Below are 21,671 nucleotides of genomic sequence, written 5' to 3' on the forward strand. Positions count from 1 at the left end.
CGTGCACGCTGCCCTGATCAGAGAACCACGATGCATCGTCTGTCTTTCCTCCCGCGCCGCAGTGCGCTGGGCTACGCCTTGTTGCTGGCACTGCCGGCCACCGCAGTCGCTGCGGGCGATACCACGCTGACCGGCGACTGGGGTGGGCGCCGGTTAGCCTGGACCGAGCAAGGCGTGAGCGTCCGCGGCGACTACGTGTCCGAGACGTTTGGCGTGGTGAATGGCGGCTACGAAAACACCAGCGCGCGCTATGCGCAGCAATTGCGGGTGGGCGTGGATCTGGACATGGCCAAGCTCGCCGGCTGGGGCGGTGGCAGCCTGCACGTCACCATCAACGACCGCCGCGGCCGCAGTACCTCCGCCGACCTGGTCGGCAATCGCTTCCCCATCCAGGAAGTGTACGGAGGCCAGTACACCCGCCTGAGCGAGTTCAGCTACGACCGCAGCTTCAACCAGGGCAGGACGTATCTGAAACTGGGCTTCTATGCGATGGGCAACCAGTTCGCCTCGCACACGTTGCTGGTGAACTTCGTCAATGCTGCGTTCTGCGCGCATCCGCTGGCGTTTTCGGCCAATAGCGGCTGGTACAACTATCCGGCCGCGCGCTGGGGCATCGAAGGCGCGCAGCAGCTGACCCCGCAGCTCAACCTGCATGCCGGCTGGTTTCAGGTCAACCCGAATCTGGGCTTCGGTGCCCGCGACACCTACGCGTTCGAGCCGTTCGCCAGCGGCACCACCGGTGCGATCTTTCCGCTCGAATTTACCTGGAAGCCGGCCGCCGCGGGCTACCCGGGCGTGTACAAGTTCGGCGGCTATTACGACTCCTCGTCGGTACCCAGGCGTGGGCTGGATACCAGCCGCAGCACCGGCCGCGACGGCGCCTATCTGCTGGTCGAACAGAAACTGTTCACCCCGGGAGCGGACCCCGGCATCGGCCTGACCGGATTCGCCCAGTACATGGCCAGCGACCACGACAGTGCGCTGATGACACGGTGGTATTCGGTTGGCGGGGTGTACCAGGGCATCGGCACGCGCACGCAGGACCGCATCGCACTCGGCTATGTGGCCGGCAGGATCAATCATCGGCTGCTTGATGCACGCCGCGCAGAACTGATCGATGCCGGCGTGGCGGCCGATTCGCCACTGGTCGGGCTGAGCGCTGCCGAAGAGCTCTACGAGCTTGCCTACAGCGCGCAGATCACGCCGTGGCTGATGTTGCGCCCGGACCTGCAATACATCGTCAACCCCGGGACCTACGCCTATACCCACACGCGCAACGCAGTGGTGGTCGGGCTGCAGGCCAAACTCACGTTCTGAGTGCGTGCCCGCAGCGCAGTGCGCCGTTGCCGCACGGCGCACTGCGCGCGGTGTGCATTGGCGCCTTGCAGGGCGCGGCCACGTGCGGCGCCTGCGGGCGCATGACCTTGTGCCTTTGCGCGTGCGCCGCAGCAACGCCTACCATCGACGTTTTGCCGTTGCAGGAACTCTCGATGAAGCTTCGTTACGCCGTGCTGCCCCTGTGTCTGTTGACCGCCTTGCCAAGTCTTGCCGCTGCGCGCGGATTCGATGTGCGCGACATGGTCGCGCTGGACCGGGTGTCTTCGCCCACGCTCAGCCCCGACGGCAGCGTGCTGGTGTTCGCCAAGCGGCAGGCCAAGAGCAGCAACGGCAAGCCGGCCACCGGCCTGTGGACGCGCAATCTGCGTACCCGCGATGCCGCGCCGCCCAGGCGGCTCACTCCCGATGGCTGGAACGTCAACAGCCCGGCGCTGTCGCCGGACGGCAAGACGGTGTACTTCCTCAGCAGTAAGTCCGGTACGCAGCAGCTGTACGCGCAGCCGCTGGCCGGCGGCGCGCCGCAGCAGTTGACCGCCTTTGCGGTGGATGTGGACAGCTACAAGCTCTCGCCCGACGGCAAGCGCATCGCCTTCAGTGCCGGCGTGTTCCAGGACTGCGGCTCGGACCTGGGTTGCACCAAGAGCAAGCTCGCCAACCTCAAGAGCGCCAAGGCCAGCGGCGTGGTCTATGACCAGTTGTTCGTGCGGCATTGGGATACCTGGAACGATGGCCGCCGCAACACCTTATTCGTCGCCGACCTGCCGGCTGCCGGCGGCAAGGCCGTGGCCGGTGCCTCGGCGATCAGCGCCACGCTGGCCGGCGATGCGCCCTCCAAGCCGTTCGGCGGCAACGACGATTACGCCTGGTCGCCCGACGGCGGCAGTGTGGTGGCCAGCGTGCGCGTGCCGCAACCGCATGGGCCGGAAACCGGCAAGAAGGCAACCGCCGGCGTCAAGCCCACCGGCAACGACGAGCCGTGGCAGACCAACTTCGACCTGTACCGCCTGGATGCGGCCGGCAAGGCCGCGCCGGTCAATCTGACCGCGTCCAATCCTGCCTGGGATGCCGGCCCGGTGTTCAGCAGCGACGGCAAGACGCTGTACTACCGCGCGATGAAGCGCCCCGGTTTCGAAGCCGACCGCTTCGGCCTGATGGCGATGGACGTGGCCAGCGGCAAGAGCCGCGAGATCGCCCCCAAGTGGGACCGCTCGGCCGGCGAGATCGTCTTGAGCGCCGATGGCGCCAGCCTCTACACCAGCGCCGATGACCTCGGCGAGCATCCGTTGTTCAAGATCGACATCGCCAGCGGCCAGGCGACCAAGCTGGTGGGCGAGGGCAGCGTGCATGCGCCGACCCTGGCCGGCAACACGCTGGCGTTCACCCGCAACTCGCTCAAGAGCGGCGACCAGGTCTTTGTGAGCGACGTGCAGGGCCAGGGTCTGCGTGCGATCACCCAGAGCGCCGGCGAGTTGCTGCCGGAGGTGCAGTTCGGCGATTACGAGCAGTTCCAGTTCAAGGGCTGGAACAACGACACCGTGCACGGCTATGTGGTCAAGCCGTACAACTACCAGGAAGGCAAGACCTACCCGGTGGCATTCCTGATCCACGGCGGGCCGCAGGGCAGCTTCGGCAACGGCTGGAGCAACCGCTGGAATCCGCAGACTTACGCCGGCCAGGGCTATGCGGTGGTGATGATCGACTTCCACGGCTCCACCGGCTACGGCCAGGAATTCACTGATGCGATCAGCCAGCATTGGGGCGACCGCCCGCTGGAAGACCTGCAGAAGGGCTGGGCCGCCGCGCAGAAGCAGTACGGCTTCCTCAACGGCGACAAGGCCTGCGCGCTGGGTGCCAGCTATGGCGGGTACATGGTCTATTGGATGGCCGGCAACTGGAATCAGCCATGGAAGTGCCTGGTCGACCACGACGGCGTGTTCGACAACCGCACCATGGGCTACGCCACCGAGGAACTGTGGTTCAGCGAATGGGAAAACGGCGGCACGCCGTGGCAGAACCCGGCCGGCTACGAGAAGTTCAACCCGGTGCTGCACGTGGACAAGTGGAAGGTGCCGATGCTGGTCATCCACGGCCAGCAGGATTTCCGCATCCCGGTCGAGCAGGGCCTGGCCGCGTTCACCGCGCTGCAGCGCAAGGGCATCGATTCCAAGTTCCTGTACTTCCCGGACGAGAATCACTGGGTACTCAAGCCGGACAACAGCGTGCTGTGGCATGACACCGTCAACAGCTGGCTGAAGCAGCATATCGGCCAGTGAGGTCGCGACCGGCACGCCGCCTGGAGCGGCGTGCCGGTTGGTGCGGCGATGACGCGTGAGACCTCGGCCTTTGATGCGGGTCGCAGGGTTGTTCGGTTTGCTCAGTTCGGCAGCTGATCGCGTTTGGCCAACTGGCCTTCCACGATCTGCAGGATCTCCGCCACTGCGATGCCGAACGAGCCGGCATTGCCGGCGTCGAAGGCGGCCTTCCATTCTGCATAACCCGGCAGGTAATCCTGATTGGGCGCGGCAGTGCCGACGTGTTCGGCAGCGCTGCGCTCCAGGGTCTGCGCGATCACCGGGATGTGCGGCAGCGCGTCCAGGATTCCAGCGGGCAATCCTGCGTGACGTACCTGGATGTCGCTGATGCTCACGTGCAGGATCTGGCCACCGTGGGGATGCACATCGATCTGGTTGATCAGCAGCAGCGGCGTCTCCGTCGCGGTACGCCCACGGCAGCGCCAAAGCTGGCCGACCGCATAGGCGGGAGAGGTAGTGTCGGGCATCGGGTACTCCACGATCAAACCGCAATGATGCAACGCGCTTGCGGAGATGGCGACTCTGCCGGCATGCCGGGGTTGGTCCGACGTTCGACCCGAGGTCTGCGCAATCACGCTTCGCCCGTCAGGCGATGTTCGCAGGTGCGGTGTTGCGTGCTGGCAGCGTCCACGCCTGGATGAGTTCGCTTGGAGCGCGAGAAGATGTCCTAATCACCGCATCTGGCTGAATGCCAGCATGAGCCAGCAGTGCCGCAGTGCACGCAAGCCATGTCAAAATAGCGATTCTTTAACTTCCTCAGCTCCCTGCCAGGATCGCAAGGACCGTTCGCATGCGCACCTTGTTCCGCCCCTCATTGTGGGCGCTCGCCCTCGTCTGTAGTCCTGCCCTGAATGCCGCATCGCGGCCCGCCGCCGTGCCTGCGCGCGCGCCGGTGTCTGCGACTGCCGCAGTTGGCACCGATGCGGTGGCCAGCGATCCGGCCGTGCCGCTGCCGGCCACGCTGAAGCCCGGCATGGGCTACCGCGCGTTTGCGCAGGCGGTGATGGAGCAGGGCTGGCAGCTGGTGGATCCGCTCGCCGCCGACAGCTGCATGGCCGCCGGCGATTGCGCCGTCGAGTTCATCGCACCCGGCGGCAGTGCACGCCTGCAGGTGCAGGTTGGCTCGCAGTCCGGCGCGGCGGTGGTCAGTGGCTGGCGCGCGCAGCAGGTGCCGCTGGATCGCATCGGCAACCCCACCGCTGCGGCGGTGGACAGCAAGGCTGCGCCGGCCGCGTCCAAGGTGGCCGACAACCCGCGCTGAGCCAGTGCGCCGGCGTCTGGGGCGCGCGGCGTATCATGGCGCTGCACGCGCTGCGGCCTGCACCGGTGGCGCGCGTCAGCGCCAGCTGCGTCTTTCCTGATCCCGAGTCCAGTCCCGCATGACCTCCATGAAGAGCATCGATCCTGCCGATCTGGAAGCGTTGTTCGATGCCGTGCCGGACGTGCTGTTCTTCGTCAAGGATCGCGAGGGCCGCTATACCCACGTCAACCAGACCATGCTGCGGCGCCTGGGCCTGAAATCGCGCAAGGAATTGATCGGCAAGCGCGTTGCCGAGGTCTATCCCAGCGGGCTGGGCGCAAACTACGCCAATCAGGACGAGCAGGTGCTGGCCGGTGAAGTGATCGACAACCTGCTGGAACTGCATCTGTTCGCCAACCGCGAACCGGGCTGGTGCCTGACCTGCAAACGTCCGCTGCTGGTCGACGGCAAGGTGCAGGGCATCATCGGCATCTCGCGCGATCTGGGGCCGCAGGACGGGCACGAATCGCAGTACGAAAAACTGCGGCTCGCGCTGGCGTACCTCAACGCCAACTACGCGCAGAACGTGCGCATGCAGGCGCTGGTGGAGATCACCGGGTTTTCGATGTCCAAGCTGCAACGCTCGTTCCGCAAGGTGTTTCAACTCACCCCGCAACAGGTGCTGGCCAAGCTACGCCTGCAGATGGCCATGCATCTGCTGCACGGAAACAAGAGCCTCACCGAAATCGGGCATGCCTGCGGTTTCAGCGATCAGAGCGCCTTCGCACGGCAGTTCAAGCTGGCGGTCGGCATGACGCCACGCGAGTACCGCGCGCTGGCGAACGCGGCGCAGTTTCCTGCCGAACCGACTTAGCGCGACTGAGCAAGACGACTGCTCAGCTGCTGAGTTAGCCGAGCACGGCTCCTCTGTAATGCTTGCGGGGAACTGCGTGAATCCATCGGGATTCCGGGTTGCAGTTTCGTTTGGTAGATGCAGTCGAAAGCCTAGTTCGTCGAGTGTGCGGCGCCCTCACCGCTTGCGGGACACGCCGTGAATCCGTCCATGGAGGCTCGGTGGCGTCATCCATGCCGCCACACGGTCCCGCAAGCGGCGAGGGCACCGTACCAGACAGTTGGTCGGCTGTTTGCCTGAAAGCTTGTTGCTCAGCCTGGCAGATGAAAGGTTGAGAGGTCACGTGTTGAAAGGGTGTCGGCTACTCCGCTTGCAACGAGAAGGCGGTGAGAAGCCAGTCGGACCCAGAGTGATCCACACAGCGCACCGCATGCTCTTGCTTGCAAACGTGCACACCGATTCTCTTGACGGGTCCTTGCCCGCCCGCCGTCGCGGGACCTTACGCGGCATGAATGCCGCGTAAGAGCCTACAGGGACGTACTTGCGGCGTGTCCTGCGACGGTGGGCGGGCAAGGGCCTCGCAGCCAAACCGCAGCCCGCCGCTCTACTGCCGACCTGGCCGCGCGCGCCGACACCCCAAAGACACGACCGCACAACAACGTAGAGACAGCCGGTTTCCAAATCGCAGCGTCGTTTATCAGGCGCGGCCAAAAGACTGGTTAAAGGTTGGCCGTTGCAGAAGATGCGCTGGTTTTCCGTTGAACATGAGTTGCTACCCGCATAAACGACTTGGGCGCGAACGACGTAGAAGTCGTTCGCGCCCAAGCCTGCGCAGCCTATGCGGATGCGGTTACGCCAGCATGCGCACCTTCGGTTCGCGTGCCCACTGGCGGGTCTTGGCGGCAGTGATGAATGCCTTGGTGTCTGCCGCCGCGATCACGCCCGCGTCCTTGCCTACATTGCCGGCCTTCAGCAGCAGCTGCGCGCCATCGTCGAAAGCGATTGCCTTCAGATGCGCCCACGCGTTGCTGACGAAATCCAGCGCCGCCGATTCGCGTGTCAGCGCCTTGGCAGCTTCCGACGACAACACCACCGCCACCGCATCGAACACCACCGAGGGTGTGCCGGCCAATTGACCATCGGCAGCCAGTTGCTTGCCATCGCTGAGCTTGGCGCCACCCAGTTTCGGCGCGACGATCTTGACCGTGGCACCGGCGGCTTCGGCAGCCTTGCGCACCGCCTTGATCGTCGCTGCATCGGAGCCGTCGTGAATCAGGATGCCGACCGTGCGGCCCTGCAAGGTGTCCTTCATCTTGCCGATCAGCTGCAAGGCAGGCGACAGCGGCATGTCGGTCGGTGCGACCGCAGCCGGCGGTGCCGGCGGCAACGTGGTCATGCCCATGCCATCGGCCACACGCTGTGCCAGCGTCGGGTCGATGTGACGCAGGTGACCGACGATGGCTTCGCGCACGTGCGCGGTCTCAACCTTGGACAACTCGAACACCAGCGCCGATGCCATGTGCGCCTGTTCCGGTGCGGTCTGGCTGCGGAAGAACATGCGTGCCTGGCTGTAGTGATCGGCAAAACTTGCTGCGCGTACGCGACCCTTGGCGCCGTCTTCGGCCGGTGTCGCATGGCTGGGGAATCCACGCAACGCCTCACGCGGTGCGTCGGCCTGCAACGAGCTGGGTTCGTAGGCGACACGGCCCTTGGGGACGCCCATCTGCATATGGCCGTCGCGCTGGTTGTTGGCGAACGGGCACTTGGGCGCATTGACCGGGATCTGGTGGAAGTTCGGCCCGCCCAGGCGGCTTAGCTGCGTGTCCAGATACGAGAACAGGCGGCCCTGCAGCAGCGGATCGTTGCTGAAGTCGATGCCGGGCACGATGTTGGCCGGGCAGTACGCCACCTGCTCGGTCTCCGCGAAGAAGTTGTCCGGCCAGCGGTCGAGCACCATGCGGCCGACGATCTGCAGCGGCACCAGTTCTTCCGGAATGACCTTGGTCGAATCCAGGTGATCGAACGGGAATGCATCGGCTTCCGCCTCGGTGAACAGCTGCACCCCCAGCTCCCACTCGGGGAAGTCGCCGTTCTGGATCGATTCGAACAGATCGCGACGATGGAAGTCCTGGTCGGCGCCGGCGATCTTCACCGCCTCGTCCCAGATCGTGGACTGCAGGCCGAGCTTGGGGCGCCAATGGAACTTGACGAAGGTGCTGTCGCCCTTTTCATTGAGGAAACGGAAGCTGTGGATGCCGAAGCCTTCGATCATGCGCAGCGAGCGCGGAATGGTGCGGTCGCTCATTGCCCACATGATCATGTGCATCGACTCGGGGCTGAGCGAGATGAAGTCCCAGAAGGTGTCGTGCGCACTGGCAGCCTGCGGGAAACCGCGGTCCGGCTCCATCTTCACCGCGTGGATCAGGTCCGGGAACTTCATCGAATCCTGGATGAAGAACACCGGGATGTTGTTACCCACCAGATCCCAGTTGCCTTCCTTGGTGTAGAACTTCACCGCAAACCCGCGCACGTCGCGCGGCGTGTCCACCGAGCCGGCACCACCGGCGACGGTGGAAAAACGCGTGAACAACGGCGTCTTTTCGCCGACTTCCGTGAAGATCTTGGCAGTGGTGTACTGGCTCAACGACTTGGTCAGCTCGAAATAGCCATGCGCCGCGCTACCGCGTGCGTGCACGATGCGCTCGGGAATGCGCTCGTGATCGAAGTGGGTGATCTTCTCGCGCAGGATGAAGTCTTCCAGCAACGTCGGCCCGCGCGGCGTTGCGCGCAGCGAGTTCTGGTTGTCGCCAACCGGAATGCCCTGGTTGGTGGTCAGCTGCGGATGGGTGCCGCCGGCCTTCTGATGCAATTCATCGCCCGTGCCGCGCAACGTTTCGGGAGTTGCGCTGACAGCAGCGGTGGACGGAAGTTGCGCGGACTTGCTGGGGGACTTGGGCATGGGACTCCACTCTGGCGGGCTTGAAATGCGGGCTGATCCACTGAGCCTGGGAGGGGCGCTGTTAAGTGCACGTGTCTGCATGCGAACGAATACTCACATGCAGCCGAAAGTTTGCACTGGATCGCAGCCGTCCGATGCGTCGGTCACGCAATGTGCCGACGCACGTCTGCAAGCGCATGCAGCGAACGCGACCGTTACATGCCGACTACAGCAGATCCAGCGGCTGCTTGCGCGTCGGTGGCGGGAACGCACGGTCCAGTTCGGCAAGGTCCTGCGCGTCCAGGTGCAGCGTGCACGCCGCTGCATTCGCGCGCACATGCGCGGGCGTTCCCGATTCGGGAATGGCAATGACCTGGCCGCTGCGGATCGCCCATGCCAGCGCTACCGCAGTTGCGGCCACGCCGCGTCGCTCGCCGATCGCGTGCAGTACCGGGTGATCCAGCAATGCGCGGCTGCCTAGCGGCGAATACGCCATTACCGTCACCTCGTGCTGTGCGCACCACGGCAGCAGATCGAACTCGATGCCGCGGCTACCGGCGTGATACAGCACCTGATTGACCAGGCAATGCTGCCCGCCCTCGATCTCCCACAGGTCCTGCATGTCCTCCACATCGAAATTCGATACGCCCCAGTCGCGGATCTTGCCGGCATCGCGCAAGGCCTCGAAGGCATCGACCACCTCGCGCAGCTCGCTGCCACCGCGCCAGTGCAGCAGATACAGATCCAGCGTGCGCACGCCAAGCCGCTGCAGGCTGGCCTCGCAGGCACGCGCGATGCCGCGTGCGCTGGCATTGCTCGGCAGCACCTTCGACACCAGATAAGGCCGCTGCGCGCTGTCCATGGCCTGGCCGATCAGTTGCTCCGACCGGCCATTGCCATACATCTCGGCGGTGTCGATCAGGCGCATGCCCAATTGCTGGCCTGTCTGCAGCGCATCGATCTCCTGCTGCGGCGGGTGTCGTCCCTGGCCCAGATTCCACGAGCCGAGCCCGAGTGCCGGCACGCTGCGTCCGTTGCGCAGGCGCACCGTGGGGCAGGGGGATGAGGTGGAAACGGACATGGGTGGCTCCTGATGATGCGATCAATGCGAGGGTGACTGTGCCGGCGTTGCTGTCGCGTGCGGTGGTGTCAGCGTTGCCTGGGCATCCCAGAACGTGCAGCGATGCCGTTGCGCGAAGTCGGGCGTTGCGCCGATCCTGCCGGGCGACAGCGTCAACGGAGCGTCGCCATCGAAGCGCGGCCATTGCGGACGGCCAGCCCCGTTCGGATCGCCGGTGCGCGCAAACGCGCCCCAGTAATCCTGCAGCGTATTGGCGAAGGCCTGCTGCGCCGGCGTGAACGCCGGCGCGCCACTGAGTACCCACGGACGCTGGAACAGGTACACCAGTTCGGACGCGTGATACGCGCCCAGCGGATGCGAGAACGGCAGGCGCAACAGGCCGTAAGGCGCCTGCGGGTCGTCGAATTCGTACGCATACACCGGCGCGCGGGTGTGCAAGGCCTGGCCCAGCCTACGTGTCGGGCAGGCGAATCCGCCATCGGTGACGATGTCGGCAAATGCATCCCAGCGCGATTGCGCGGCAACGTCCGCGTAGCGCGCCATGATCGCGCTAGGGTCGGCATGCATGCGCTTGAGGCGCGCCTCATAACCGCTGCGCCGGTTGAGCTTGCCGATGTAGGACAGCAGCTGCGCAAACAGCCGCCCTTCGTTGCGGTTGGTGCCGATCAGCACCGGCACCTGCGCATGTTGCAGGTTGGCGATCGCCTTGGCGGGCGGCAACGGCAACACCTCGCCGCCGGACATCGGCGCCCACGCATCGCTGCCGGTCAGGCCACGTCGCTGCGGTTTTGCGTCGGCCACGCTGTCGGCAGGCAATGCGCGCAGGCACGCGGCAACATCGCCTGAGCGCTCGCAGCCAAGCGTCTGCGCCATACGCACACCGCCGCGCTCGGCTTCGGCACGCGGCAGGCTGGAATCGCTGGCCAGGCAACTGCCGCTCTGCAGGATTGCGCGTTGGAACAGACCGGCCGCGCCCGGTGCGGCCAGTTGATAGCAGATGCTCCAGGCACCGGCCGATTCGCCGAACACGGTGACGTTGTGCGCATCGCCGCCGAAGGCGGCGATGTTGCGCCTGACCCAACGCAACGCAGCCTGTTGATCGAGCAATGCATATGCGCCTTCGCCCTCGCCACGCAGCGCCGGATGCGCGAAGAAACCGAACACCCCCAACCGGTAATTGGGCGCCACCACGATGACGTTCTGCCGCGCGGCCAATGCACTCAGGTCGTAGTCGACATTGCTGCCCAGCTCCAGCGCGCCACCATAGATCCACACCATCACTGCGCGCGGATGCGCCAGCGCAGGGCCGGGTGGCGCATAGACGTTGAGGGTGAGGCAATCCTCGGACACCTGCTTCTGCCCGAAGCGATAACGCGGCAGGCACGCCGGCCCGGCCTGGGTGGCATCGCGGACTCCCTTCCAGGCGGGCGCCGCCTGCGGCGCGCGAAAGCGCAATGCGCCCACCGGCGGCGCGGCGAACGGCACGCCCAAGAAAACCCGCCCCTGCGCGCCGGCAACACCGCGGACTGCGCCGGCATCGGTCTGCACCACCTCGGCCTGCGCATCGGCCGCGTGCACCAGCGCCGGCACCTCGCCAGGGCGGCGTGGCGCGCACGCGGCCAGCGTGCAGGCCGCCAGCAGGAGGATGCCGAAGTGTTTCAGCTGAAGCATGCGCAGGTCTGCCGTGTGCGTGAGGACGTCCGCCATCATCTCCACCGCACGTGTAGGGCAGGCAAACGTGTGGTTGGTAGGGCTCCGGCATGAGATGGCCGGGTGCACGTGTCGCCGAGGATTGGTCAGATATCGCTGCCTACGACGTATGTGTATCTACTCGCGCAGTCCTCATGCACGAGTGTTGATGCATCCGCCTGCGACGGGCAGATGGCATCGCTATCACCTGGTCGAGTGCGGTGCGATGAGCGCAGCACGCGTCGGAGGGCAATCGTTCATCGCTGCCCATGAAGAGCCGGCTATCGCCTTGGCTGTGGCAAACGCAAAACCTGTGTCGGCGGCAGCGCCGTCCCGTCCCGGCACGGCAACAAAAAACCCAGCCATGTGACCGGCTGGGTTTCGCGTTTTTACCTGGTGGTGGCGCTTACGCCTCCACGTCGTCCTTGTACGCATCCACCGGGATGCAGGCGCACATCACGTTCTTGTCGCCGTAGACGTTGTCCACGCGTGCCACCGGCGGCCAGTACTTCTGCTGCTTGAGGCTGGGCAGCGGGAAGGCGGCCAGTTCGCGCGGGTAGGCGTGGGTCCACTCGCTGGCCGACACCTGGGTGGCGGTGTGCGGGGCGTGCTTGAGCGGGTTGTCGTCGCGGTCCAGGCGGCCGTCTTCGATGGCGCGGATCTCTTCGCGGATCTGGATCATCGCGTCGATGAAGCGGTCCAGTTCGTGCTGCGATTCGCTTTCGGTCGGCTCCACCATCAAGGTACCGGCGACCGGGAAGCTCAGCGTCGGCGCGTGGAAGCCGAAGTCGATCAGGCGCTTGGCGATATCTTCGGCACCGATACCGCTGGTCTTTTCCAGCGGGCGGATGTCGAGGATGCACTCGTGCGCCACCAAGCCGTTGCGGCCGGTGTACAGCGTCTTGTAGTGCGGCGCCAAGCGCTTGGCGATGTAGTTGGCATTGAGCAGGGCCACCTGGGTCGCCTTGCGCAGGCCGCCGCTGCCCATCATGGTCACGTACATCCAGCTGATCGGCAGGATCGAGGCCGAGCCGTAGGCCGCCGCGCTGACCATGCCGCCAATGCGCGAGGAGTGTCCACTCCCGCTTTCGGAGTTGAGTCCGCCGCCATGGATGGCGGCAGTTTGACCTTCGCCGGCATGGATGCCGGCACGAGGCAGGTATGGCGCCAGATGCGACTTCACCGCGCACGGGCCCACACCCGGGCCGCCGCCGCCATGCGGAATGCAGAAGGTCTTGTGCAGGTTCAGGTGCGACACGTCCGAGCCCCACTTGCCGGGCTTGGCCACGCCGACCAGGGCATTCATGTTGGCGCCGTCGGTGTAGACCTGGCCGCCATGCGCATGCACGGCTTCGCAGATCGCCACCACGTCCTCTTCGAACACGCCGTGCGTGGACGGGTAGGTGATCATCAACGCGGCCAGACGCTCGGAGTACTTTTCTGCCTTGGCGCGGATGTCGTCGACATCGACATTGCCGTTGGCATCGCACTTGGTCACCACCACGGTCATGCCGCACATCTGCGCCGAGGCCGGGTTGGTGCCGTGGGCGGATTCGGGAATCAGGCAGATGTCGCGATGCGCTTCACCGCGCGCGCGGTGATAGGCACGGATCGCCAGCAGGCCGGCGTACTCGCCCTGCGCGCCGGAGTTGGGCTGCAGGCTGACCGCGTCGTAGCCGGTGCATTCGACCAGCATCGCTTCCAGCTCCTCGATCAGCTGCGCGTAGCCGGCCGACTGCTCGGCCGGGGCCAGCGGATGGATCACGCCGAACTCGGGCCAGGTCACCGGGATCATTTCGGCAGTGGCGTTGAGCTTCATCGTGCAGCTGCCCAGCGGGATCATGGTGCGATCCATCGCCAGGTCCTTATCGGCCAGCGAGCGCATGTAGCGCAGCAGTTCGTGCTCGCTGTGGTGGGTGTTGAACACCGGGTGTGTCAGGAACGCGCTGCTGCGCAGCAGGCCGTGCGGCAATGCGTCGGCGGTGGCGGCATCGAGCGCGTCCACATCCGCCTGCGCACCGAACAACGCGGCCAGCGCGACCACATCGGCGCGCGTGCTGGTTTCATCCAGGCTGATGCCGACCGCTTCGCTGTCGATCGCGCGCAGGTTGATGCCGGCGGCGCGGGCCTTGGCGTGGATGGCGTCGGCATCGATCGCCTTGACGTGCAGGGTGTCGAAGAACTGCTCGCCCACGGTGACGCCGGCACCGCGCAGGGCGGCGGCCAGGATCGCGGCAAGGCGATGCGTGCGCCGCGCGATGCGGGTCAGGCCCTCGGGGCCGTGGTAGACCGCGTACATCGAGGCCATCACGGCCAGCAGCACCTGCGCGGTGCAGATGTTGGAGGTGGCCTTCTCGCGACGGATATGTTGCTCGCGCGTCTGCAGGGTGAGGCGGTAGGCCGGGTTGCCGGCGGCATCGATCGACACGCCGATCAGGCGGCCCGGCATCGAGCGCTTGTAGGCATCGCGGCAGGCCATGAACGCCGCATGCGGGCCGCCGAAGCCGAACGGCACGCCGAAGCGCTGCGAATTGCCGACCACGATATCGGCGCCCCATTCGCCGGGTGCGGCGATCAGGGTCAGCGCCAGCAGGTCGGTGGCCACCGCGACCAGGCCGCCTTGCGCGTGCACCGCATCGGCCAGCGCGGCGTGATCGCCGATGTGCCCGAAGCTGTCCGGGTACTGCAGCAGCACGCCGAAGCACTCGGCCTGCAAGGCCTCTTCCGGCGTGCCGACGCGCAGCACGATGCCCAGCGGCTCGGCGCGGGTGCGCAGCAGTTCCAGCGTCTGCGGGTGCACCGCGTCATGCACAAAGAAGGTGTCCGACTTCGACTTGGCCGAGCGCTTGGCCAGCGTCATCGCTTCGGCCGCGGCAGTGGCCTCGTCCAGCAGCGAGGCGTTGGCGATCTGCATGCCGGTGAGGTCGGTGCACAGGGTCTGGAAGTTGATCAGCGCTTCCATGCGGCCCTGCGAAATCTCGGCCTGGTAGGGCGTGTAGGCGGTGTACCAGGCCGGGTTTTCCAGGATGTTGCGCAGGATCACCTTGGGCGTATGGGTGCCGTAATAGCCCTGGCCGATGAAGCTGCGCTGCACCTGGTTCTTGCTGGCGATGGCGCGGATCTTGGCCAGCGCCTCTTCTTCGGTGATCGCCTCGGGCAGCGCCAGCGCCGCTGGCGACTTGATGTTGCCGGGCACGATCGCATCGGTCATCGCATCCAGCGAGGCGTGGCCGACCACCTCCAGCATCTGTGCGATTTCTGCGTCGTTGGGGCCGATATGGCGTTCGACGAACGCACTGTGGTGTTCGAGGTCGCGCAAGGAAGACGTGGTCTGGGACATGGCGGGCATCCGGGGCAGGGGGCAGACGAATGGTCGACAACCACCGGACCGGCGTGACGCGCGCAGCGCATCACCTCCTGTCGCAGCGACAGTCTTCCTCGCGCCCCTCTGTCCTTTTGCCTGAGAGTTTAAGAACGCGGCATGGCGCTGGGCCTGCCTGCGTTCCGTGCCCCTTCGGCGCCGGCATCGGCCGGTCTCTCCAGAGTTGTACTGCGGATGGTATCGGGCCTGAGCGATTACGGGCTGTTGCGCCTTCGGCAGCGGCAGTGCCGCTTCTCCCACCGTGTTGCCGGCCGATTATAGCCTGCGTGCGCACGCGCCGGAGCGCACGCGGCAGGCCATGCGCTCGGGTTTGCTTAACCTTGCAACGGCGAGCGCCTATCATCGACGCCCTTGTGCCCATCCCGACGCCGCCCCCAGGGCGGCGCCGGCGTGCGTCCCCCCGATGCACCACGTTTCGGATCCCTGCATGACCCCCACCACGCCTTCCACCCGTCGCATGGCGCTGCTGCTCGCCGGGTTGGCGATGTTCGGCCCGTTTTCCATCGACACCATCTTCCCGGCGTTCTCGCGGCTCAGCCGTAGCCTGGCGGTGGACGAGGTGGCGATCCAGCAGACCATCAGCGTCTATCTGCTCGCCTACGGGCTGATGAGCATCGCGCACGGCCCGCTGTCCGATGCCTGGGGCCGCAAGCGGGTGATCCTGGGCGGGCTGGTGCTGTTCATCGCCGGCTCGGTGGGCTGCGCGCTGTCACAGGACCTGCCCACCCTGCTGGCATTCCGCGCGCTGCAGGGGCTGTCGGCCGGGGTGGGCATGATCGTCGGGCGGGCGGTGATCCGCGACCTGTTCCAGGGGGCGGACGCGCAACGGCTGATGAGCCAGGTGTCGATGATCTTCGGCATCGCCCCGGCGATCGCGCCGATCATCGGCGGCTGGATCCTGCTCAGCGGCGCCGGCTGGCCGCTGATCTTCTGGTTCCTGGTGGCGTTCGGGCTGGTGCTGCTGGTGGCCACGCTGACCTGGCTGCCGGAGACCCACCCGCCGGAGGCGCGCACGCCGCTGCAACTGCGCCGCCTGATGCACGACTACGTGCGGATCGGCTTCAACCCGCGTTTCCAGCGGCTGGCCGCGGCCGGTGCGTTCAACTTCGCCGGCATCTTCCTGTATATCGCCTCGGCGCCGGTGCTGATCATGCGCCACCTGCACCTGGGCGAGGGCGACTTCGCCTGGTTGTTCATTCCCACCATCGGCGGCATGACCCTGGGCTCGTTCCTGTCCGGGCGCATGGCCGGCAGCATGGACCCGGTGCGGCAGATCCGCATCGGCTTCATCTGCTGCGGCGTGGCGGCGCTGGCGAACCTGGGCTACACCATGACGGCGGCGCAGATCGCGCTGCCCTGGGCGGTGCTGCCGATCTTCCTGGCTGGCGTGGGCATGGCGCTGATCTTCCCGATCCTGGCGCTGGCGGTGCTGGACATGTACCCGCATCAGCGCGGCCTGGCCTCCTCGCTGCAGGCCTTCACCCAGCTGATGACCAATACGCTGGTGGCCGGGGTGCTGTCGCCGCTGCTGAGTGAACACCCGCGCCATCTGGCGATCGGCATGACCGGTTTTTTCCTGCTGGGCTGGCTATTCTGGCGCTGGGAACGCCGCAGCGGCCGCCGTCTGCGCCGCCGCCAGGCCGAGGAGGCAGTGCCTCTGGAGCCGGCCGACCATCTCTGACCTCACAGGAGCCTGCATGTCCACCGATTCCAAGCTGCGCCGCGACGCCCGCAAGCGCGCCGCCGAGCGCCAGCGCAACCAGGCCGCCGCCAATCCCGCGCCGGTTTCGCCGATCGAGCCGCATGCCGAACTGCGCGACCAGCAACGCACGCTACTGGCCGGCATCGTCCGCCGCGACGGCGAATGGGTGCTGGGGATGGACGGCCGCATTGCCGGCGAAAGCACCAGCGCCGCCCAGGTGCTGGCCCTGATCATGCGCGCGGCCGAGCTGCACGAACGCCAGGGCACGCCGGTACGGCTGACCTATTCGGACGCGCTCAAGGACGCGGCGCATGCCGAGGCGGCCGCCGACGGCAGGGATTTCGAGGCGTTCCGGATCGAGTTCGCGCAGAAGCTGGTGCCCGCGCGCACCAACTGAGGTCATAACGCAGCGGTGTCGGCGAGGCCGGCTCCGAACACGGCCCGTTCCGCGTGGATGGGCCGTGTTGGGGCTGAAATGCGCCAGCGCTTGGCTGCGGATCAGCCGGCGCGCTGGATCAGCGCGCCGGTGCCTGTCGCTGGACGTCCTGCTGCTGCGCCTGTTCCTGCGCGGCGGCGTTGCGATCCTGCTCGGCGCCCACTGCCTGCGCGCGCTGCAGGCTGTGGTCCACCGGCGTCTGCTGCGCGGCCTGGGCATCGAAGGGGCCGCGCAAGTGCGCCGGCGAATCCAGCGCTCCCTGGACCACGAAGCCCTGTGCCGGGTCGCGGCCCAGCACCACGTGGTCGACACGCTGCAGCCCGTGCTCGCGTGCGGCCACCAGCGCTCCGGCTGCCAAGCGCTCGCTGTCCGCATCGGGCACGCGGCCGCGCGCTGCCTCCAACTGCTCCACCGCTGCGGTGCATTGGCTCAGCAGCGCATGGTCCGGACTGGCCGGATTGCGCGGATCCGCCGCCGCCTGGCGCGGAAGCGCCTCGGCATCGATGCGCTGCAACCGGCCGTCGTATGTCCCATCGGCGCCGTCGGCGATGCGCTGCAGTCGCTCGACGAACGGATACGGCTCGCCGCCCACATTGCGCGCCATCGCGATCGCGAAGCGTTCGGGTGATTGCGGTGCGGCGTTGCGGTCGCCGACCAGCGCCGTCAGCGAGCTGCCGCCGATCCTGCCGGCTTCGACGCTGGCCTGGGTCTGCTGCATCAGCGCCTGCATCTGCGCCTCGCTGAAGGCCAGCGTGGTCTTCTGCCCTGGCGCAATCGCACCGGTGCCCGCCATGTCGCCGCTCAGCGCGCTGTTGAGATTCTGTGCAATCGCCTTTTCCTCGCTGGCCTCGTTGCGCCCACCCAGGCGTTGCAGCAGCCCCGGCGCGGCGACATCGCCATCGATCTCGAAGCGGTAGCTGCGTTCCTGCACGCGCTCGGTGTCGTTGCCGTCGTACTGGCGCACGATCGTCAGCGGCACGTTGCCGCCGTATTGCAGCTGCTGCACCACGGTGTAGCCGTCCTGGCCCGGTGTGCTGATGCGCACCTGGCTACCCTGATTCCGGTTGCCGGCCAGATCGGCGCTGAGCGGGCCCAATTCCAGCTGCAGACGCTGCTGCGAGCTGAAACTGATCCGCTCCACCGTCTGTAGCTCATCGACGCCGGGCACGCCCGGTGCCATCTTGCCCTCGCGCACAAAGTCGCCCATGGCCGCGAGCGCGCGTGGATCGGCCAGGTCAAATTGCGCGCTCTCCACACGCGACTGGCCCAGGGCGTCGGCGCGCCCGAGCAGGGCCTGCGCCGGTCCCACCTTCAGGCCAACGGCGTTGACTGCCTCGATGGCTGCGTTGGGTCCGGTCACCACACGCACGTGGCGCTCGTCCACGCGCTCGATCAGGTAGCTGCGGCCGCTGGCTTCGGTGATCTCGCTTTGCATGGTGAGGTGTTGCAGGCTCGCCGAGGCATCGCGCTGGGTGTAGGTCTGGGCGTCCATCACCGCGCGCGCGCCGATCGGCAGGCTCTCCGGCTGCAGCGGATTGACGCGGGTGGCCGCCTCTGCAGGCTGGTCGGCACCGGGCAGCGTCAGTGCGTAACGCATGCGCTGCCCGGCACTGGTGCTGGTCTCGATGCTCAGCTTGCTGTCGCCGAGCTTGGTCTGCAGGCGTTGCTGCTGGCCGGTGTTGGCGTCGGCCTCGAGGTTGAAGGTGGTGGTCTTCGCCTCGGCGTCGCTGAGCTTGCCCAGGCCGAGCGAGCGGCTGCTGCGCAGGCTGTTCTCGCCTAGCGGCTGCGTCGGACTGCCGCTGCTCTGCTCGCTGGTATGGGAATACTTGACCGTCTGATCTTCGGGGCTGAGCTCGATGTTGCTGCCGCCCACTTCCAGCGCGTAGTCGCTGCTCTTGCTGCTGTAGATCGGGTCGAATGCGCGGTCGTTTGCGTCGTCGATGAACTGCTTGTTACGGTCCGCGTCGCGCGGGTCCGGGCCGGTGGAGGTGTTGTTCACTGGATGCATCCTGCATGCTGCGCCGGTGCAGCGGGCGCGCAGTATATCGCCGGCGTTTTGTGCGTTTATCAAATCAACGTTATGCGGCGGCCAGGGTGAGGGCCGCCGCATGCCGCAGGGAGCGCGTGCGTCAGTGCGTTACGGCAGGCACAGGCGTCGTGCTGGCGGCCGCGGGTGCGTTCGCCTGCCAGCCGCACAATTTTCCCTGGTTCTGCTGCTTCAGCCACTCGTTCATCGGCGCGAAATATTCCAGCATCGGGCCGGCATCCAGGCGGTCGTTGCCGGTAAGTTCCTTCAGCGTGGTCTGCCAGGGTTGGCTGGAACCCCGTTGCAGCATCGACCAGAACTTCTGCCCGGCGTCCTTGTTGCCGTAGAAACTGCACTCGTACAACGGGCCTTGATGGCCGGCGGCTTCGCACAGGCCCTTGTAGAACTGGAACTGCAGGATGTGCGCAAGAAAATACCGGGTGTACGGCGTGTTGCCGGGCACATGGTACTTGGCGCCGGCATCGAAGAACTCTTCGCCGCGTGGGTTCGCCGGTGCAACGCCCTGGTACTTGGCTTTCAGTTCCCACCAGGCCTGGTTGTAACGCTCGGGGGGGATCGAGCCGTCGAACACGCCCCAGCGCCAGCGGTCGATCATCAGGCCGAACGGCAGGAAGGCAACCTTGCTCAGCGCCATGCGCATCTGCGAATTGAGCAGCGCCTCGCGGCTGGTTTGCTGTTCGCCGACCATGCCGATCGACTGCAGATACTTGGGCGTCATCGCCAGCACGATGGTGTCGCCGATCGCTTCGTGGAAACCGTCGTTGGCGCCGTTCTGCAACAGTGGCGGCAGCGGGTTGTAGGCCAGGTCGTAATAGATGTGCCCAAGCTCGTGATAGATGGTGGTGAAATCTTCTTCGGTCGGCTTGATGCACATCTTGGTGCGCACGTCCGCACCGATGTTCTGCGTCGCTTCGCCGCCCATGTTCATGTCCCATGCGCTGGCATGGCAGACCACGTCGCGGTCCAGCGGTTTGATGAACTGCGAACGCTGCCAATAGGTGTCGGGGAGCTTGGGCATGCCGAGCGAGGTGTAGAAATCCTGCGCACGTTCGGTCATCTGTCTTGCGGTGCGCAGCTGCGCTTCGCGCTCGGCCTGGAAGCGTGCGCCACTGCCGCCCTCCGTGCCGGTAGTGCGCGCCAGCACCGCACTCAGGTTGCCCTGGTACTGTTTTTCCAGCGCAGCGGTGATGTCCAGGTCGCCGGCACCCGGGTATGGCTGCAGCAGGTCCCACAGATTGCTCCAGTCCTGCTGCCACATATTGCCCATCAGATGCGCCGGCAACATGCCGCTGGCGAGCTCGCCCTTGTCCTTGCCGTACTGCGTATCGAGCTTGCCGCGCGCATAGCACTGCAGTTGTGCGTACAGCGGCTTGACCTGGTCCCAGAGACGGTCGGTCTCGCTGGCCAGTTGCGCTGGCGGCATGTCGTAACCGCTGCGCCACAGCACGCCGACATCGGCAAAGCCCAGCCCGCGCGCGCCCTCGTTGGCGAGCTCGACAAAGCGCTGATAGTCCTTGCGCATCGGGACTGCGGTGCCATGCCAGCCCTGCCAGGCATCCAGTTGTTCGGCGTAATCACGGCTGCTGGCCAGCACCTGTTCCAGCTCGCCAAGCTGGCGGCAGCGGCGTTGTTCGCCATCGCCCACGCAATAACTGGCCGCACCGTAATCGCCTTCCATCTTGGCGGCGATCCGGGTGAGCTCTGCCAGCTTGGCCGGGTCGCGTGGTGCGGGCAGGGCGCTCATCAATTTCAGCAGTTGCAATGCACGCGCGCTGTCGGCCGACATCGGGGTGCCTGCATACTGCTTGGATTGTTCGATCCAGCGGTCCAGTTGCGCCAGCGAGCGTTCGTTGGCCTTGGCGGCCAGCAGCTGCGAGTCGCCGTTGATGTAGGTCGAAGACAACCACTGCGCGGCGGTGAGTTCCGGGTAAGCGGCCTTGTACTCGGCGCTGATGCGCGCGACGAACTGGTCGGCGCTTTCCTCCGGCGCGGCTTTGGTGGCAGCGGGCTTGGCGGGTGCTGCCGCGTCCTGACGGCAGGCCGACAACGACAGGGTGCCGGTGGCCACGGCCAGTGCCAGCCACAACAAACGAGGATTCACGGGTGGTCCTTGCGGTGAAGTCCGACGCAGGCTAGAGCGCGTCGGGGTTCACCGCAAGCGCTGTCACGGTGTACGCGACTCGGACGGCTGCAAATCCGTGTGTGCTCGTCAGAGCAAGTGCCACATTGGCGTGCTCATCGCAGGCGGGCACGGCCGTTACCTGTTTGCCCGCCATGTACTGCCAGTTGCTTCAAGACTGGGGGACTGGTGGCATTGGGTTGATGGAGCGGTGCAGGCGGATCAGTTGCAGAGCGGATGATCTGCCGCTTGGCTGCAAGGCCCTCGCCCGCCCACCATCGCGGGACACGCCGCAAGTACGTCCGTGTAGGCTCTTACGCGGCATCCATGCCGCGTAAGGTCCCGCGACGGTAGGCGGGCAAGGACCAGTGGAGATGGTCGGTGTGCACGGTAAGAGCAGTGCGTCATGCGCGTTGTTAGATGCTCGACCTCCGACACACGCGCGACAAGCAGCTTTTCACGAGCTTGCTTTTGGTGTCGTGCTCCAGAGGATTGGGCGACGCCGATGCATCAGTTGCAGAGAGGCTGATCTGC

Annotated in this window: 13 protein-coding genes and 1 riboswitch; of the genes, 6 read left to right on the forward strand and 7 right to left on the reverse strand. The window is 66.2% G+C overall.

The features are described 5' to 3' along the window. Positions 1–30 precede the first annotated feature (30 nt). Together AC1PLS_RS06015 and AC1PLS_RS06020 are read left to right on the forward strand one after the other, a co-directional pair. Positions 31–1,317 (forward strand): carbohydrate porin, encoded by a 1,287-nt coding sequence (locus AC1PLS_RS06015; protein ID WP_184431842.1) that lies wholly within the window; start codon positions 31–33, stop codon positions 1,315–1,317. Positions 1,318–1,490: 173 nt separating this feature from the next. Beyond that, positions 1,491–3,611 (forward strand): alpha/beta hydrolase family protein, encoded by a 2,121-nt coding sequence (locus AC1PLS_RS06020; protein ID WP_184431840.1) that lies wholly within the window; start codon positions 1,491–1,493, stop codon positions 3,609–3,611. A 101-nt stretch (positions 3,612–3,712) separates the two neighbouring features. On the opposite strand, the gene AC1PLS_RS06025 is transcribed toward AC1PLS_RS06020, so the two are convergent. Continuing rightward, positions 3,713–4,117: a hypothetical protein gene (locus AC1PLS_RS06025; protein ID WP_221237717.1), complete on the reverse strand. Its 405-nt coding sequence runs from the start codon at positions 4,115–4,117 to the stop codon at positions 3,713–3,715. A gap of 323 nt (positions 4,118–4,440) precedes the next feature. Here AC1PLS_RS06025 and AC1PLS_RS06030 point away from each other — a divergent pair, with 323 nt between their 5' ends. Both AC1PLS_RS06030 and AC1PLS_RS06035 read left to right on the forward strand, forming a co-directional pair. Then, a complete protein-coding gene (locus AC1PLS_RS06030; protein ID WP_184431836.1) occupies positions 4,441–4,911 on the forward strand; it encodes a hypothetical protein in 471 nt (156 codons plus the stop codon). A gap of 127 nt (positions 4,912–5,038) precedes the next feature. Next, positions 5,039–5,764 carry an AraC family transcriptional regulator gene (locus tag AC1PLS_RS06035; protein WP_184432916.1) on the forward strand — a complete coding sequence of 242 codons (726 nt, stop codon included), beginning with the start codon at positions 5,039–5,041 and terminating at the stop codon, positions 5,762–5,764. A gap of 829 nt (positions 5,765–6,593) precedes the next feature. Here the strand turns inward: AC1PLS_RS06035 and AC1PLS_RS06040 are convergent. From AC1PLS_RS06040 to gcvP, 4 genes are all read right to left on the reverse strand, one after another. Further along, positions 6,594–8,702, reverse strand: coding sequence for a catalase (locus tag AC1PLS_RS06040; RefSeq protein WP_046342001.1), 2,109 nt, complete (start codon positions 8,700–8,702; stop codon positions 6,594–6,596). Positions 8,703–8,907: 205 nt separating this feature from the next. Next, positions 8,908–9,762 carry an aldo/keto reductase gene (locus tag AC1PLS_RS06045; RefSeq protein WP_065031894.1) on the reverse strand — a complete coding sequence of 285 codons (855 nt, stop codon included), beginning with the start codon at positions 9,760–9,762 and terminating at the stop codon, positions 8,908–8,910. Between the two features lie 21 nt (positions 9,763–9,783). After that, entirely contained in the window at positions 9,784–11,433 is a 1,650-nt protein-coding gene (locus AC1PLS_RS06050; protein WP_065031897.1) for a carboxylesterase/lipase family protein, read from the reverse strand. 424 nt (positions 11,434–11,857) lie between these two features. Beyond that, complete coding sequence (gene gcvP / locus AC1PLS_RS06055; RefSeq protein ID WP_184431834.1) at positions 11,858–14,791, reverse strand: aminomethyl-transferring glycine dehydrogenase; 2,934 nt, start codon at positions 14,789–14,791, stop codon at positions 11,858–11,860. 98 nt (positions 14,792–14,889) lie between these two features. Continuing rightward, positions 14,890–15,004, reverse strand: a riboswitch (glycine riboswitch). Positions 15,005–15,260: 256 nt separating this feature from the next. Between gcvP and AC1PLS_RS06060 the strand changes: the two genes are divergently transcribed. Together AC1PLS_RS06060 and AC1PLS_RS06065 are read left to right on the forward strand one after the other, a co-directional pair. Next, positions 15,261–16,514, forward strand: coding sequence for a multidrug effflux MFS transporter (locus AC1PLS_RS06060; RefSeq protein WP_024939474.1), 1,254 nt, complete (start codon positions 15,261–15,263; stop codon positions 16,512–16,514). A gap of 16 nt (positions 16,515–16,530) precedes the next feature. Further along, positions 16,531–16,932: a hypothetical protein gene (locus AC1PLS_RS06065; protein ID WP_016901679.1), complete on the forward strand. Its 402-nt coding sequence runs from the start codon at positions 16,531–16,533 to the stop codon at positions 16,930–16,932. 118 nt (positions 16,933–17,050) lie between these two features. Here AC1PLS_RS06065 and AC1PLS_RS06070 read toward each other — a convergent pair whose 3' ends face one another. Both AC1PLS_RS06070 and AC1PLS_RS06075 read right to left on the reverse strand, forming a co-directional pair. Further along, complete coding sequence (locus AC1PLS_RS06070) at positions 17,051–18,970, reverse strand: XVIPCD domain-containing protein (protein ID WP_184431832.1); 1,920 nt, start codon at positions 18,968–18,970, stop codon at positions 17,051–17,053. Between the two features lie 130 nt (positions 18,971–19,100). Further along, a complete protein-coding gene (locus AC1PLS_RS06075; RefSeq protein WP_481104283.1) occupies positions 19,101–21,119 on the reverse strand; it encodes a M2 family metallopeptidase in 2,019 nt (672 codons plus the stop codon). Positions 21,120–21,671 lie beyond the last annotated feature (552 nt).

This window comes from Xanthomonas sp. NCPPB 3218, from assembly GCF_056725185.1.

What these genes read in the sequence shown, in the direction of transcription:
- AC1PLS_RS06040 (WP_046342001.1), bottom strand. Translation starts at nt 8,702, where the DNA reads ATGCCCAAGTCCCCCAGCAAGTCCGCGCAACTTCCGTCCACCGCTGCT.
- AC1PLS_RS06035 (WP_184432916.1), top strand. Translation starts at nt 5,039, where the DNA reads ATGAAGAGCATCGATCCTGCCGATCTGGAAGCGTTGTTCGATGCCGTG.
- gcvP (WP_184431834.1), bottom strand. Translation starts at nt 14,791, where the DNA reads ATGTCCCAGACCACGTCTTCCTTGCGCGACCTCGAACACCACAGTGCG.
- AC1PLS_RS06015 (WP_184431842.1), top strand. Translation starts at nt 31, where the DNA reads ATGCATCGTCTGTCTTTCCTCCCGCGCCGCAGTGCGCTGGGCTACGCC.
- AC1PLS_RS06030 (WP_184431836.1), top strand. Translation starts at nt 4,441, where the DNA reads ATGCGCACCTTGTTCCGCCCCTCATTGTGGGCGCTCGCCCTCGTCTGT.
- AC1PLS_RS06060 (WP_024939474.1), top strand. Translation starts at nt 15,261, where the DNA reads ATGACCCCCACCACGCCTTCCACCCGTCGCATGGCGCTGCTGCTCGCC.
- AC1PLS_RS06065 (WP_016901679.1), top strand. Translation starts at nt 16,531, where the DNA reads ATGTCCACCGATTCCAAGCTGCGCCGCGACGCCCGCAAGCGCGCCGCC.
- AC1PLS_RS06045 (WP_065031894.1), bottom strand. Translation starts at nt 9,762, where the DNA reads ATGTCCGTTTCCACCTCATCCCCCTGCCCCACGGTGCGCCTGCGCAAC.
- AC1PLS_RS06025 (WP_221237717.1), bottom strand. Translation starts at nt 4,117, where the DNA reads ATGCCCGACACTACCTCTCCCGCCTATGCGGTCGGCCAGCTTTGGCGC.
- AC1PLS_RS06020 (WP_184431840.1), top strand. Translation starts at nt 1,491, where the DNA reads ATGAAGCTTCGTTACGCCGTGCTGCCCCTGTGTCTGTTGACCGCCTTG.
- AC1PLS_RS06050 (WP_065031897.1), bottom strand. Translation starts at nt 11,433, where the DNA reads ATGCTTCAGCTGAAACACTTCGGCATCCTCCTGCTGGCGGCCTGCACG.